At 38.4% G+C, this 15,541-nt stretch carries 8 protein-coding genes; 7 read left to right on the top strand and 1 reads right to left on the bottom strand.

From position 1 onward, the window contains the following. The first annotated feature begins 141 nt into the window (after positions 1 to 141). The 6 genes from ABDV70_RS09510 to ABDV70_RS09485 all read left to right on the top strand — a co-directional run bounded on the left by ABDV70_RS09510 (position 142) and on the right by ABDV70_RS09485 (position 12,551). The gene (locus ABDV70_RS09510) at positions 142 to 2,781 is read left to right on the top strand and encodes an autotransporter assembly complex family protein (protein WP_343597321.1); all 2,640 of its coding nucleotides are present in this window, start codon (positions 142 to 144) and stop codon (positions 2,779 to 2,781) included. Positions 2,782 to 2,799: 18 nt separating this feature from the next. After that, a complete protein-coding gene (locus ABDV70_RS09505; RefSeq protein ID WP_343597319.1) occupies positions 2,800 to 7,314 on the top strand; it encodes a translocation/assembly module TamB domain-containing protein in 4,515 nt (1,504 codons plus the stop codon). A gap of 86 nt (positions 7,315 to 7,400) precedes the next feature. Continuing rightward, complete coding sequence (locus ABDV70_RS09500; RefSeq protein ID WP_343597318.1) at positions 7,401 to 7,742, top strand: hypothetical protein; 342 nt, start codon at positions 7,401 to 7,403, stop codon at positions 7,740 to 7,742. A 726-nt stretch (positions 7,743 to 8,468) separates the two neighbouring features. Further along, positions 8,469 to 11,108, top strand: coding sequence for a bifunctional aconitate hydratase 2/2-methylisocitrate dehydratase (locus tag ABDV70_RS09495; RefSeq protein WP_343597317.1), 2,640 nt, complete (start codon positions 8,469 to 8,471; stop codon positions 11,106 to 11,108). A 133-nt stretch (positions 11,109 to 11,241) separates the two neighbouring features. Further along, the gene (locus ABDV70_RS09490; protein WP_343597315.1) at positions 11,242 to 12,207 is read left to right on the top strand and encodes a DUF4062 domain-containing protein; all 966 of its coding nucleotides are present in this window, start codon (positions 11,242 to 11,244) and stop codon (positions 12,205 to 12,207) included. A gap of 122 nt (positions 12,208 to 12,329) precedes the next feature. Next, positions 12,330 to 12,551 (top strand): hypothetical protein, encoded by a 222-nt coding sequence (locus ABDV70_RS09485; protein ID WP_343597314.1) that lies wholly within the window; start codon positions 12,330 to 12,332, stop codon positions 12,549 to 12,551. Positions 12,552 to 12,721: 170 nt separating this feature from the next. Here ABDV70_RS09485 and rbsK read toward each other — a convergent pair whose 3' ends face one another. Then, positions 12,722 to 13,648, bottom strand: a complete 927-nt coding sequence (gene rbsK / locus ABDV70_RS09480; RefSeq protein WP_343597312.1) for a ribokinase — start codon at positions 13,646 to 13,648, stop codon at positions 12,722 to 12,724. A 607-nt stretch (positions 13,649 to 14,255) separates the two neighbouring features. On the opposite strand from rbsK, the gene ABDV70_RS09475 reads away from it, so the two are divergent. Beyond that, a complete protein-coding gene (locus ABDV70_RS09475; RefSeq protein WP_343597310.1) occupies positions 14,256 to 15,506 on the top strand; it encodes a NupC/NupG family nucleoside CNT transporter in 1,251 nt (416 codons plus the stop codon). The last annotated feature ends 35 nt before the right edge of the window (positions 15,507 to 15,541 follow it).

The following is a 15,541-nucleotide window of genomic DNA, read 5'->3' as shown; positions in this document are numbered from 1 at the left end:
CGTGTACTCGAAGATTGAAGATTTGTTAGTAGAGCAGTATCACACAAACAAAATAATGTATGATAGAACCATGTTTGAATTTTAGTTCAAAATTAGACGAGAAATACGTTACCTTCATAAAGAAAATGGTTGTTGTTTTCTATGTATATTAAAACACATTTTAGAAAAATACTGTTGGTGCAAAGTTTACAAAGTATTTTAAAAACCACAGCATTTCATCGCTGGATGTATGCTGGTTTTTTGGTGGGTTTATGTTCATCAACGAGTATGGCTCAGGAGGCTCAGACCGCAACAAATACGCTTCCAGCAAGTAATTCAACAACAATTCAAAATAATAATATTGATAGTTTGCAGATGTTACAACAACAGCAACAGAACCCACAACTTGCTGAATTTAAACCGATTACATTGGATGAATTGGAGAAGTTGCCTGAGTTGTCTGTAAATCAGGGTATGGTTGATGAAATTAATCGTCAGGCAGAACAGGCAAAGCAAGAGGCGTTAACACAACGCTCGACAGTGGCCGAACCGATTCCGATGGCAGCACAAACAGATATGGCTCAGGAAGTGAAAGCCGCCCCTGTGGATGTCGATCATCTTATGAATGAGATTCAGGCAGACCGAAATATTGATGTCGCTGTTAAAGAAAATAATAAAAATATCGGCATTTTTAATAATGCAACATTTGATCTAGGCGCCGAACCACCAAAAGAAAAAAGCAGAATTAAACGCTGGATGAATAAAATTCGTCCTAACAAGGGTCTCAGTGCTATGGTGTCGACACCTAAAATTGAGGTGACGGTAGAGGGTGGCCCAGCTACGTTAACTGAAAATATTGAAAATAAACTATCTAGCTTTACTCAGGAATCTTTTGAAGACTATAACTCTGCTTTGCCGCAGCTACGCACAATGGCAATACAGGCAGCGCAAGCCGTAGGATACTATGATGCAAAGTTTCAGTTTAGTCGGACTGGAGAAAATAAACTTAAAGTTGTCGTGACACCGAATGCCCCCGTGAAGGTTAAAACTGAAAATATTGAGTTTACCGGTGCAGGTGCGACAACTCCGCAATTCCAATTGATTCGTTTAATTCCAGATTTAAATGTCGATGATATTTTGAATCATGGTTTATACGAACAGATGAAAACAAAAATTAATAATGTAGCCAGTGACAATGGTTTCTTTGATGGTTATTGGCGTTTGCATGATGTAAAGGTGCAATTGCCTGATAATACCGCAGATATTAATTTACGTTATGAAACAGGCGAGCGTTATAAACTTGATAACGTCGAATTTAGAATGAGCGATCCATCCAAACCGCTACCTTTAAAGCTAAAAGTATTACAAAGTATGGTGCCATGGAAAGCGGGCGATGATTATACTTTCTGGCGTGTAAACACACTGGCAAATAATTTAACCAACTCTCGTTATTTTAACTGGAGCTTAGTGGATTCGGTGAAGCCAGATCCGATCACCAAACCTTTGGAACTTCCACCAGATATTCAGACATTGGTTGACCAGCAGCAACTCGACAATGGGCAGGTCGTTCAACAAGTTCAGGATAAAAGTGCTAAAAAAGTCGTCGTTTCAGACAAAGAGGTAAGTCAGGACGTTGTCAATGAAAACCAGTTTGCTGGAACACGAGCCAATCAATCCGAAGAACAAAAGCAATTAGATGCGACTCGACGCCAGAAGAAAACCGAAAAAGAAGAGTTGCAGGACAAAGCCAGAGAAGAGAAAAAAATTCCAGTTGTTGTGACCTTAAATGCTGACAAATTAAATAGTGCAGAACTGGGTGCAGGTTGGGGAACAGATACGGGTGTCCGTGTCCGTTCGCAATATCGCCGTGCGATTGTGAATAGTTTGGGACATTCATTTGATGCCAACATGGAACTTTCGCAAATCAGACAGGCGGTAGATACCCGCTATAGCATTCCATATAAACATCCACTGAACGATTATATTAGTATCTTGAGTGGTTATGAACGTGAAGAGTTTAAAGGCGTAGGGCCAGACATGAGCCTCACGACAGAGTCGGCTGTTGTGGGTGCTGAACGTGTGATTAAAAATCCTTTAGGGGCTTGGCAGCAGACTTATGGTTTACGTTATCGACTAGATAAAATCCATCAAATTGGGGAAGTGAACAGCGCAAATGTACCCGATGCTTTCTTAAAACCGGGTTCAAATCCACAGCAACAAGCACTCTTATTGGGTTATCAGTTGTCCAGAAGAGACAGCAATGATCCAGTCAATCCAACAAAAGGGTTCAAACAAACCTATAAAATACAGCTTGGTTCAAAATCGGCCATGTCCGATGCCAATATGGCGATTGTGAATGCAGATTGGAACTTTATTTACTCTTTGGGTGAAAACTATAACCATCAATTTGTTGCAGGGGCAAATTTTGGTTATATTTTCACAGATGATTTCGCGAATGTTCCCTATAACTTACGCTTTTTTGCGGGTGGTGATCAGAGCATTCGTGGTTTTGACTATAAACAATTATCTCCAACTCAAGATGGTTATAAAATTGGTGGTCAAGCCTTGGCAGTGGGTTCACTGGAATATAATTATCAATTTAAACAAGGGTGGCGCGCTGCCGTTTTTACGGACTTCGGTAATGCGTATGATAATAAATTTTCAAATCCGACTGCTTATAGTGTGGGCGTAGGGGTTCGTTGGCAGTCACCTATTGGTCCAATCCGTCTGGATGTTGCGTCTGGTATTTCAGATCCTAGCCATCCAATTCGGATACATTTCTTTATTGGTTCACAACTTTAATCTGGGTGTGTTTAATTTATGGCTGAACAACAGCAACAAGCTGAACAAACAACATCAAATTCTAATTCACCAAAAGGTCGTATCATTAAAAACGTATTATGGCTATTGCTATTTTTGCTGGTCTTATTGATTGGGGCAATTGCGGTAATGTTCTCGACAGATCGAGGCAGTCAGTTTTTATTAGACCGAGTGTTGAAAAATCAAAAAATGATTCAATACCAATATGAGCGTGGAAACTTTTTAAATGGTCTTATTTTAGCTAACTTAAATATTAATTTAGACCCGATTGAAGTCAAAGTTAAGCGTGCTGATGTTGTTATTGGATGGCGCGCCATTGTTCAAAAAGAATTACATTTTAGTCGAGCCGATATTGAAAAATTAGAAATTATTGATAAAAAACCATCATCGAATGAAGCATTTAAATTTAACCGAATTAAATTGCCTTTTGTTTTACGTCTGGAGAAAGCGACAGTCGATCAACTCACCATTAAAACCACAACAGCCAAAGTTGATTTTCATGATATTCACTTAAATAAAGCGCTGTGGTCAGGGACAGCGTTAAGTTTTAAAAACTCCAGTTTTGATATGGGATATTTGGCTGTTAAGCAAGCGACTGGGCAAATGAAATTTGAAGGGAAATATCCACTTCAAGCAACAGCTAAGATGAATATTCCCTCGTTAAAAAGTATCAATATCCATGACATGTCGATTCATGCTCTTGGAACGCTCGATACGATTACTGCGGGGATCGCAACACATACGCCAGATTTACTGACAGGTCGGATTATTATCCACCCAGTTCGTCAACATGTTCCTATGTATGGTCAGTTAAATTTTAAAAACTATCATTTGCCATTTTTAACCGACTATAAATTATTAGCAAAATCGGGTATAGCGAGACTCGATGGAACAGCTTCGGGGTTAAATATTCATTTAAATACAAATTTGAGTGGAAAGAATATTCCTGAGGGCATTTATCATGCCGAAATGTCTACCGACTATGTACATCAGCTTGATATTCATCAGTTTGATGGTCAGGTCATGAAAGGTTCATTAAACGCTTCTGGTGTAGTCAGTTGGGAAAAAACGGTTCATTGGGATATTCAGGGTCGCATGAAAGGAATGCAGCCTACAGATCAGGTGCTTCCTCAGACAGTCAGAGATTTTCTGCCTAAAAATCTGGATGGTGCGATTGCATCAACAGGGAAATTGGAAAAAGGTTTGCATGTCACTGGTCTGGTCAATTTTGATCAGGGTGAAATCTGGAATTTAAAATTAGATCAGGCGGCTGAGGTGAATAAAAAGATTCAACCTATGCTGCTAACCGTTGACTGGAAAAATATTAACCGTGCTATGCCATATATCGGATGGTTAGACAGTGCTCAAGGTCGGGTTGGTTTAACTTTAAATAACGGTAAAGATGATATACAGGTCAGTACAACCGTTAAAAAGAATGAACAGGGATTTTTGCCTACAGGGCAATATCAGGCAAAGTTATTTTTCAAAAATAATGATTTGAATATTCCAGAGTTTAAATATATTACGGAACAAGGTGGACTTACTGGGCAGGCGTTGGTTGCTCTACCAACTGAAAAACGTCAGCTTAAATGGAATGCACAACTAAATGCGAAAAACTTTAACCCCCAAACGGTGACAGCAAGTTCGCCTGTAGATTTGATCAATGGGAAAGTACAGGCAAATGGTTATGCAACAAAAAATCAGCACATCATGGAATTTAAAGGAATTGACCTGTTGGGTCGAATTCCACAGCAAAACAACGAAATTGTACATTTAACAGGAAATAGCACTGTTGCTGTTGTCTTTAATGATGAAAAAGCGGGCGGGGGCATGAAGGGCTATGCTGTACGTTATGCTGGTGCATTACAGTCTAATCGCATACAAAATAGTGCAGGTACATTACAGGTGAACCTGTCTGGTACATCTGATTTTGTCAAAATTTCAAGATTTAGTCATGAAGGTGTTGCTGGAAAAATATTGGCAGATGGTTTAGTTAGCCTGAAAAATGGGATTAGCTGGAAAGCCAATGCCTCTTTGGTTCGCTTTAAACCTCAATACTTTGTTTCAAACCTGACAGGTGAAATATCGGGTGTTTTGCAAACAGAAGGCGTTTGGTCAGACCGTTTAAAACGTATCTCAATTCAACAGTTGAATTTGGCAGGTATGGTAAATAGACAGGTTATACGTGGTAAAGGTAATCTTTCTGTTTTATTGAACACCACAAAAAATGGATTGATCCCGCAACACTTTGAAGCCAATAACTTGTTTATTGCCTATGCGGGAAATCAGGTTCAGGCAACGGGAGATGCTCAAAAACTGCATCTACAAATTAATGCCCCTGCATTGTATGCGGTATATAACGGTTTGCGTGGACGTGCTTATGGTTATCTCGACCTAGAAACACAACCAAGATTAAAAGCGACTGCAAATTTGGCAGTAGATAATTTTGGTTTTAAAGATACTGTAAGTGTGCAAAAACTCAGAATTCGGGGCGAATTACCGACATCTGAAACCTCTCCGACAATATTAAAGTCAGAAATGAACAATATGCACTGGGGTAAACGTGAAATCCAGTATGCAGCTGTGACCATGAGTGGAACACGTAAAGCACATATTGTTCAGTTTCAGGGTTGGAACAGATATTCAAAATTTTATATGCAACTGGCAGGTGGTTTTAATGCCAATAATGATTGGTTAGGTCAATTACAACAGGGTGTTTTTGACTCTGTTCGGGCGGTACTTAAACAGCAACAAAATGCCAATGTTGTTTATAACGCAACGAAAAAACAACTTTATATTGGTGCGCATTGTTGGTTAAGCAACCAAAGTCAACTTTGTTTTAATCAACCTATTCAAGTTAGTCCGACTGCTGGAAATGTTTCATTTGTTGCTAAGAACCTTGATTTGAAAGATTTTACTGCTTTTATGCCAGATGGTTTGGCAATGACAGGTGAAATGAATGGTTATGCAAAAGCATCTTGGACTCAAGGTAAACATCCAAATATTGATGCACAACTGATCACACAAAACGGACAAATCGGGATTACGGCAGATGACCCTGAGGATCCTTCGACAACAACCAGTTACCAACAATTAAGTTTAATTGCGAAGAGTGTTCCGCAAGGGTTGCAATTACGCGTAGATGCCAAAACGGCCAATATTGGTACAGGATATGCCAATGTTACGATTAATCCATATGATGATAATTTACCAATGCAAGGTGAAGTTGCATTTGATCAGGTGGATTTAAAATTCCTGAAACCGTTTATTCAGGATGCACGTTCAATTGGCGGAATCCTGACTTTTGCAGGTAAAGTCAATGGAACCTTGAAACAACCATTAGTGACAGGTGATTTACGCCTGAAAAATGGTAATCTAAGTATGATTTCATTGCCTGTGAATATTAGTAATTTGCAGGTCTATTCGGCCATTCGTCAAAGTCAAGCTTCTATTCAGGGTGCGTTTAACAGTGGGCGTGGTGTTGGTAAAATTGACGGCATGTTCGATTGGTCAGGCGAACCACAGTTACAATTAAATGTAAAAGGCGATAATTTACTGATACGTCAGGCGCCATTGATCACGGCTGTTATTAATTCGGATATGGCGTTAAATGTTTATCCTTTAAAACGTAGTCTGTCGATTAAAGGCAGTATTGATGTTCCTCGTGCATTAATTAATATGCCTGAATCGACCAAAACAGTTGTCAATGTCTCCCCAGATGTTCGTGTATTGCACGAAGGTGAAGACCCATTGCAAGTATTGCGATTGTCAAAACCTTGGGATATTCAAGCTGATGTCGATTTAAGACTGGGTAAACAAGTTATTTTCCAAGGTTTTAATAGCCGTATCCCTCTAACAGGGCGTTTGTATTTAACACAACGTGGACTAGAAACTGCAATGAGTGCAAACGGTGCATTAGGGATCAGTCAAAAAGTCAAAATTGAAGCGTATGGTCAAACCCTGAGCTTAAACCGAGCCATTGCACGTTTTAATGGTCCATTGGCAAACCCAACATTGGATATAGATGCAACCAAGAGTATTTCGAGCACTTTAGTTGGCGTCAGAATTTCAGGTACGGCATCTGTACCGAATATTCAGATCTATAACGATGGTGGCTTATCTGAACAAGAAGCATTAAATGCACTGGTCACAGGGCGTATCAATGAAGGCAGTAGTAGCTTAAGCCAAACAGAAAGCTTTAAGTCTGATGTAAATAATACCCTTGCTGCTGCTGGTATTAGTCTTGGTTTGGGCGGAACGCGTGCGTTTACCAATCAGATTGGTCGTACATTTGGACTCAGTGGTTTAGCGTTGGATGCACAGGGTACTGGTGATGATACGCAAGTCAGTGTGACTGGCTATCTTACTCCTGATTTGTATTTACGTTATGGGGTTGGGGTATTTACCAACATCAATAAACTGACATTGCGTTATCAAATGAATAAACGAATGTATCTTGAAGCAAGTCAATCAGTAGAACGTGCCATCGATATTTTTTATAATTGGCGCTTCTAGTTTAAAAGATGATCTGCCCTGAATGAATGAGGTAGATCATTTCATAATATTTGTTAAGTATTTGCACAGTTGTGCGGAGTAAACGTATGAAAAAATTTTTGCTAATGATGATTCCTGTTATAGGAATGGTGGGATGTGGGCAATCGAAACAGTTATCTCCAAAAGAAGCATGGCAAAATTTTTGTACGACGATTCCTGGCGCTGCATATAACATTATGACTGATCGCCAGCAGAATATTCAAAAAGCAGCGGCTTTAGAACATGCTAAAAAAGTACAAGAACTTCACGCCCAAAAGTTTCTGGTTAATCTCGTTGAAGAGGCATACAAAGTTCCTGTATATGACCAACTAGAAAAACAACAACAAGCTATGGAAAACTTTAGTAAAGGCCGTTATGAAGAATGTATAAAGCAAACCAACCAACAATAATTTAAGTCACTTTCATAACTATTGATGATTGATATAGGCTTTATTGCACTGGATTAGAGATTTTTGACGTTTTACAGATATTGGTAACGTGAGTTATTCCTGTACAGCGCAAATTTTTTAAGCATTTCAAGACGAAACGGTTCATTTGGACATTCTGAATGAACCGTTTTGCATAAAAAATGTTGATAAAGATTTCTCTTTTAAAAAAAAGATGGGCGGAACTTTGTTTTATATCTGATTATTTGAGCTGATAATGCAGGTTACGCCTGAAAGGTCAAAAAACTTCTGAATCAAAGATGATGTATCAATGGCGTTTATGGTGGATTTTGAAAAGTTTTGGCTAAGACCATTTCAATATTGTGATGATGTTGAATACTTCGTTTAGAGAAAGCGATCTATCAGGGCTTTAGATATTTTGATGTTTTTGCTCAATAGAACAAGTATGGTGAAAAATAAGCTGACTCATTTCTAAAAAAAATAATCCATCCTGAAAAATAAAGCATTGATTTGAAATAAATGATAAAAATAAATATTGCAAGTGTAAAAGACGGAATTTAAAACAAATGGGTATTTCGTAGAAAAATAATCGTCATCATAAACTAATGCTTTGCTTGCATTAACTTTTAGGTATAAGTTTAGTAGAATTTGTAATGTCCATATTACTTATGAGGCTATAGGACAGGCTGGAATTCATAAGTAATTTTTTAGAAAAAGAGGAATATCACCGTGCTAGAAGCTTACCGCCAACACGTTGCAGAACGTGCTGCACTCGGAGTCCCACCGAAGCCACTTGATGACGCTCAAACTGCTGACTTAGTCGAACTATTAAAAAATCCACCAGCAGGCGAAGAAGCATTCTTAGTTGATTTGCTTGAAAACCGTGTACCAGCAGGCGTTGACCAAGCAGCTTATGTAAAAGCAGCTTTCTTGGCAGCGGTTGCAAAAGGTGAAGCGACTTCTCCATTAGTTTCTAAAGAACGTGCGGTTTACTTGCTAGGCACTATGCTTGGTGGTTATAACGTAGCACCTTTAGTTGAACTTTTAGACGATGCTCAATTGGCAGGCTTAGCTGCTGAAGCATTGAAAAAAACGCTTCTTGTATTTGATGCATTCCATGACGTTGCTGACAAAGCGAAAGCAGGTAACGAAAATGCGAAAGCTGTTCTTCAATCTTGGGCTGACGCTGAATGGTTCACAAGCCGTCCAGATGTTCCTGAAGAAATCAAAATCACTGTATTTAAAGTGACTGGCGAAACCAACACTGATGACTTGTCACCTGCACAAGATGCTTGGAGCCGTCCTGATATTCCATTGCATGCGAATGCAATGCTTAAAAACGAGCGTGATGGTATCAATCCTGAAAAACCAGGTGAAGTTGGTCCATTAAACCAAATCAAAGAATTAATCGCAAAAGGCAACCAAGTTGCTTACGTGGGTGATGTTGTTGGTACGGGTTCTTCTCGTAAATCTGCAACAAACTCTGTGCTTTGGTTCTTCGGTGATGAAATCGCTCACATTCCAAACAAAAAAGACGGTGGTTACTGCTTAGGTGGTAAAATTGCGCCGATCTTCTTTAACACAATGGAAGACGCGGGTGCATTACCTGTAGAAATTGATGTTGCTAACATGAACATGGGCGATGAAATCGTTCTTAAGATTGATCATGCTGCTGCAAAAGTAACTGCATTCAAAGCTGGCGAGCAAATCGCTGAATCTGAATTGAAAACACCAGTACTGCTAGATGAAGTTCGTGCGGGTGGTCGTATCAACTTAATCGTTGGTCGTGGTTTGACTGCTAAAGCGCGTGAAGCTTTAGGTCTTCCTGCATCTACTTTGTTCCGTGTTCCAGTTCAACCTGAAAACACAGGTAAAGGCTTTACTCAAGCTCAAAAAATGGTTGGTCGTGCTTGCGGTCTTCCAGAAGGTCAAGGTGTTCGTCCAGGTACTTACTGTGAACCGAAAATGACGACTGTTGGTTCGCAAGATACGACTGGTCCGATGACACGTGATGAATTAAAAGACTTGGCTTGCTTGGGCTTCTCTGCTGACCTTGTAATGCAATCTTTCTGTCACACTGCTGCGTATCCAAAACCAGTTGACGTTCAAATGCAACACACACTTCCTGATTTCATCATGAACCGTGGTGGTGTTTCTTTACGCCCAGGTGACGGTATTATCCACTCTTGGTTAAACCGTATGTTATTGCCTGATACCGTAGGTACTGGTGGTGACTCACATACACGTTTCCCAATTGGTATTTCATTCCCAGCGGGTTCTGGTCTTGTAGCATTTGCTGCAGCAACAGGTGTTATGCCACTTGATATGCCTGAATCAGTTCTTGTTAAGTTCAAAGGTAAAATGCAACCAGGTATCACTCTACGTGACCTTGTACATGCGATTCCTTACCGTGCGATCCAAGAAGGCGATCTTACTGTTGAGAAAAAAGGTAAGAAAAACATCTTCTCTGGTCGTATCTTAGAAATCGACTTAACAGAAATGGAAACGGAGTTAACTGTAGAACAAGCATTCGAACTTTCTGATGCTTCTGCTGAGCGTTCTGCTGCAGGTTGTTCAATCACACTTTCTGAAGCGAAAGTTGCTGAATATCTACAATCTAACATCACAATGTTGAAGTGGATGATCTCTCAAGGTTATGGCGATGCACGTACAATGGCGCGCCGTGTTGAGAACATGGAAAAATGGTTGGCAAATCCATCACTTCTTAAAGCTGATGCAGACGCTGAATATACAAAAGTATATGAAATTGATCTTGCTGACATTAAAGAACCTGTTCTTTGCTGCCCGAATGACCCAGATGATGCAAAACTTCTTTCTGATGTTCAAGGCGTTAAAATTGACGAAGTATTCGTTGGTTCTTGTATGACAAACATCGGTCACTTCCGTGCTGCGGGTAAATTACTTGATAAAGTACCTGGCGGTTCATTGTCTACTCGTCTATGGTTGGCTCCACCAACACGTATGGATGAGCATCAATTGATGGAAGAAGGTTTCTATAACATTTATGGTAAAGCTGGCGCTCGTACTGAAATGCCAGGTTGTTCATTATGTATGGGTAACCAAGCACGTGTAGCACCAAATACGACTTGTGTATCTACTTCTACACGTAACTTCCCGAACCGTTTAGGTCAAGGTGCGAACGTGTACTTGGCTTCTGCTGAGCTTGCATCTGTTGCTGCGGTACTTGGTAAATTACCAACGCCAGCAGAATATCAAGAATATGCTGCTCAAATCGACAGCATGTCTGTTGACATCTATCAATACTTGAACTTCGATAAGATGGGTGAGTATACAGATGCTGCTAAAAATGTTGATACCAAGAAAATTGCTGCGGCTCAATTGTCTTAATTTATTGAAAAATGAATTGAATTGAGTGACGATAAGGGCTGATTAATTCAGCCCTTATTTTATTTGAACATTGATTTTAAATTGTGGAAAAATTAGAATGAGTAGAATTTAATATAATGATATCTACTTAAAAATGGCAAAACCTAGAATTTTTATTAGTTCAACTTATTATGATTTAAGAAATATTCGTTCTGATCTTGAGCGTTACATTAAAGAAAGGAATTATGATCCAATTTTGAATGAAAAAGGGCATATTCCATATTCAAATTTAGCTAGATTAGAAGATTATTGCTATAAAGAAATTGATAATTGTGATATTTTAATTTCGATTATTGGTGGAAGGTTCGGTTCCGCAGCGTTTGAAAGTGGTGGTTATTCAATTTCACAGAAAGAATTAAAGATAGCCTTAGAGAAAGGTAAGCAAGTATATATTTTTGTTGAAAAGGCTGTTTTACATGAATATAAAACCTACGAACATAATAAAGATAATGAAAAAATTATACAGTTGATGAAGTTTTCTGCAGTAAATGATATTGGGATATATAAATTTTTAGATGAAGTTTTTGCTTTACCAATTAATAATCAATATACTGGATTTGAAACTTCGAATGATATTATTCTTTATCTTCAGGAGCAGTGGGCAAGTTTATTCCAAAGTTTGTTGAGTGATGTTTCAAAACAAAAGGATTTTAGACTTATAGAGGAATTAAAAGATACAGCTAAAACTTTAAAACAATTAGTTACATATCTTACTAATGAAAAATCAAAAGGGAATGAAGCGATAAATGAGATTCTATTCTCAAATCATCCTGTATTTAATGCTGTTAAAAAAGCAATAAATACAAATATTAGAGTTTATTTTACCAATGAAGAAGAATTGAATACACTTTTAAATGCTTTTGGATATATGTTTGAGCTGTTTAATGTAGATAATGAATTTGAAATATGGGAAAATAAAGAAGGAAAAAAGATAAAAATTGCAAAAAATTTATTTTCTGAAGACAAAAAATTAAAATCAATGGATATTAATGAATGGGATAAAAATATGGTTCAAGCTATATTAAAACCAGTAGATTTAGATGATGACTTACCGTTCTAACTTGTAGAATATCTAAATGTTATATGCATAATTAAGTAAGAAATTTTTATATAATTTACAATATCTTGAATAAATCATTTAATCTATGAGTTGTAAACTGATGTAGATAAGATGGTGTGAAAATGCCCAAACAATCCCGCTTCCTCTGTATCGGAGGTTTTCTTAACGGTTCTGCTGTTAAAGACCAAGGTGATCGCTTTATCTGTGTTGAAAATAACAAACAAGTCACTTACCGAAAAATGGAAATTTTCCATCAAGATGCATGGGATCATGATTACTACGTTTGTGAAACCACGACAGATAAACAGGCAAGAAACTGGGTTTATGACATCGAGCCAAATTAAATGTTAGATATTTTTATTCAATAAATAAAGTTATAAGAAATTCTTTACAAAACAGGCAATAAAAAGCCCCATGGTTAGGGGCTAGTCGTATATGAATCAAGTCATATACTGTATGAGGCTCATCTCAAACTGAGGCTATTAAACCACAATTGGCCACAAAGTTATAGCGTTTATTTTGTTGCAAGAAATGCATCAATTTCTTCACGCCAAGGTACAGATGGTTGTCCACCTGAACGAGTCACTGCAATTGCTGCGGCTGCATTGGCAAAACGTGCAGCTTCTAGTGCTGATTTTCCTTCTAATAGTGCGGTTACAAAGGCGCCATTAAATGTATCACCTGCGGCAATGGTATCTATCGCATTAACCTTAAAACCTGAAACCAATTGGCCTTGACCATTTTCACTTAGCCAGACACCACGAGATCCCATGGTAATTACTACCGTTTTAATGCCTTTACCATGTAATACGCTGGCTGCTTCTGCTGCATCTTTTTCATCGTGAATAATCACACCTGTCAGGCTGAGTGCCTCGGTTTCATTGGGGGTAATAATATCAACCAAATGCAATAATTCTTCAGGTAATTCACGTGCAGGTGCAGGGTTTAAGACCACTTTAACACTCGATTGATGCGCGATTTTCGCTGCTTCGATAATACTTGGAATTGGGGTTTCAAGTTGTAAAAGCAGTGCCTGTGCAGCACGAATCAGGTCAGCATGTTGTTGAACATACTCTGGGCTTAAACAAGCATTTGCACCTGCGCAAATCCCAATACAGTTTTCTGCCATTTTATTGACAAAAATAAGCGCAACACCTGTAGATTGATCTTTTATATGGCTTACGGCATGGGTGTCAATACGGTCTTTTTCCAATTGGGCTTTAATGCGGTGTCCAATATCATCTTCACCAACACAAGCAATAAAACTAATGTTTGCACCGCTACGACCTGCGGCAACGGCCTGATTTGCACCTTTACCGCCAAAAGCGACTTGATAGTTTTGTCCTGTCAGAGTTTGTCCGGGATGAGGGAAATGCTCAAGGGTCAAAATATGGTCAGCATTAATACTGCCCAAAACGACCAATTTTTGGCTAGAACTCATGTGTAACCTAAATTAAAAAAATCTTATATTTTGCAAATGATACCGTGTTTGGCTTTGAATTGATGTAAAACTTCTTTTATTTGCTCATATTATTTACATCATGACCTAAATTTTCTATATAGATGAGTATCTTAAAAAATAAAGGATAAAAAATATTTTGTGTTGAAAACAGCGCTAAAAAGCCAATAAACCCAACATTGTTCAGTGATGTAAACATAGCAAATGTATTATCAAAAATAACAATAATGAAAAAAATGGTCGATATTTTGGGAGAATTTTGTTAAATTTAGCAGCCAAGAAGTAGTTAAAATTAATTTTATGTTAGTTAACAACAAATTAATTTTAATTGCTTCTTTTTTGTGCGCATTATTTTCGATGTGCAAGTCGTTTCCCGCACGAACAAGGCTTGATGTCAGTTGCCTGGCATGAAATTTGTATTGTTCCTTTGACTCATTTTTGAGTACGGCTTGTATTTAATCTTTTGGAATTCAACATTTTGTAAACTAAGTTCCAGATACTTTTGAGTGCTCCTGCGGTTAGAATCATGTCAATACATGACGATAGATCCCAGACACCGAGTACTGACATTTAGATTACGGAGAACTCTATGTTTTATTACCGCGGCCTGATTGGAATACTGGTTCTTTTATTGATTGGCTATCTTTTTTCCAATAATAAAAGATCAATTCAGCTTCGCACAATTTTGCCTGCACTTGGGTTGCAATTTTTATTGGGCATCGTGATTTTATATATTCCCGCAGGCAAGTTCATGTTTGAACAACTTGCGATGGGTGTAAATAAAGTTATTGGCTATGCGGATGCGGGAAGCTCATTCTTATTGGGCGCATTGGTCGGTGATAAAATGAATAAAGTGTTTGATGGCGCTGGTTTCATTTTTGCATTTAAAGTTTTACCGACAATTGTCTATGTCACAGCACTGATTTCAATTTTGTATTATTTAAAAGTCATGAATGTGCTGATTAAAGGTTTGGGGACAATTTTCCAAAAACTTTTAGGGATTAGCAAAATTGAATCTTTTGCTGCGGTCACCACAATTTTTATTGGTCAAAATGAATTGCCTGCTGCATTGCGTCCATTTTTATTAAAAATGAATAAAAATGAATTGTTTACTGCAATGTGTAGTGGTATGGCAGCAGTTTCAGGTTCGGTGTTGGTAGGCTATGCTGGTTTGGGTGTTCCAATGGAATATTTACTTGCTGCATCGCTCATGGCGATTCCCGGTGGAATCTTATTTGCGCGTTTACTCAGCCCAGCAACAGAAGAATCAACCGTAGAAGTAACAGATGTAACTTTTGGTGACCACAAGCCAAGCAATATTATTGAAGCTGCAACTACAGGTGCAATGCTCGGTTTAAAAATTGCGGTTGGTGTGGGTACAGTCATTATGGTATTTGTTGGCTTACTTGCTTTGCTAAATGGTTTAATTGGTGGCGTGGGTGGTTTATTTGGTCATCCGACATTATCGATTGACGCTATTTTTGGTTATATCCTGTCACCTTTGGCGTATATGATGGGCGTTGACTGGAATGATGCCAGCCTTGCAGGTTCATTGCTTGGTCAAAAGTTAGCAATTAACGAATTTGTGGCTTATTTAGGTTTAGCCCCACATTTGGCAGACCATTCAATCTCACCTCATACAGCCGCCATTATTTCTTTTGGACTATGTGGATTTGCAAACTTTAGTTCAATTGGTGTGGTGATTGGCGCATTTAGTGTTGTTGAACCAAGTTTAACCCCTGTACTGTCTAAGTTGGCAATGCGTGCTTTATTGGCAGCGACCTTATCGAACTTGATGAGCGCCACAATTGCAGGAATATGTTTAGGCTTTTCGATGTAAAGCGTTCCAATAGTCGTCTAAGTGAAATGGGAAAA

Source organism: Acinetobacter sp., from assembly GCF_039596015.1.
GTDB lineage: Bacteria > Pseudomonadota > Gammaproteobacteria > Pseudomonadales > Moraxellaceae > Acinetobacter.
Note: the sequence above shows the minus strand (reverse complement) of the source record. Positions and strands in the feature narration are given on the sequence as shown.

Coding starts and splice junctions, on each gene's coding strand:
- ABDV70_RS09510 (WP_343597321.1), top strand. CDS start 142: ATGTATATTAAAACACATTTTAGAAAAATACTGTTGGTGCAAAGTTTA.
- ABDV70_RS09505 (WP_343597319.1), top strand. CDS start 2,800: ATGGCTGAACAACAGCAACAAGCTGAACAAACAACATCAAATTCTAAT.
- ABDV70_RS09500 (WP_343597318.1), top strand. CDS start 7,401: ATGAAAAAATTTTTGCTAATGATGATTCCTGTTATAGGAATGGTGGGA.
- ABDV70_RS09490 (WP_343597315.1), top strand. CDS start 11,242: ATGGCAAAACCTAGAATTTTTATTAGTTCAACTTATTATGATTTAAGA.
- ABDV70_RS09485 (WP_343597314.1), top strand. CDS start 12,330: ATGCCCAAACAATCCCGCTTCCTCTGTATCGGAGGTTTTCTTAACGGT.
- rbsK (WP_343597312.1), bottom strand. CDS start 13,648: ATGAGTTCTAGCCAAAAATTGGTCGTTTTGGGCAGTATTAATGCTGAC.
- ABDV70_RS09475 (WP_343597310.1), top strand. CDS start 14,256: ATGTTTTATTACCGCGGCCTGATTGGAATACTGGTTCTTTTATTGATT.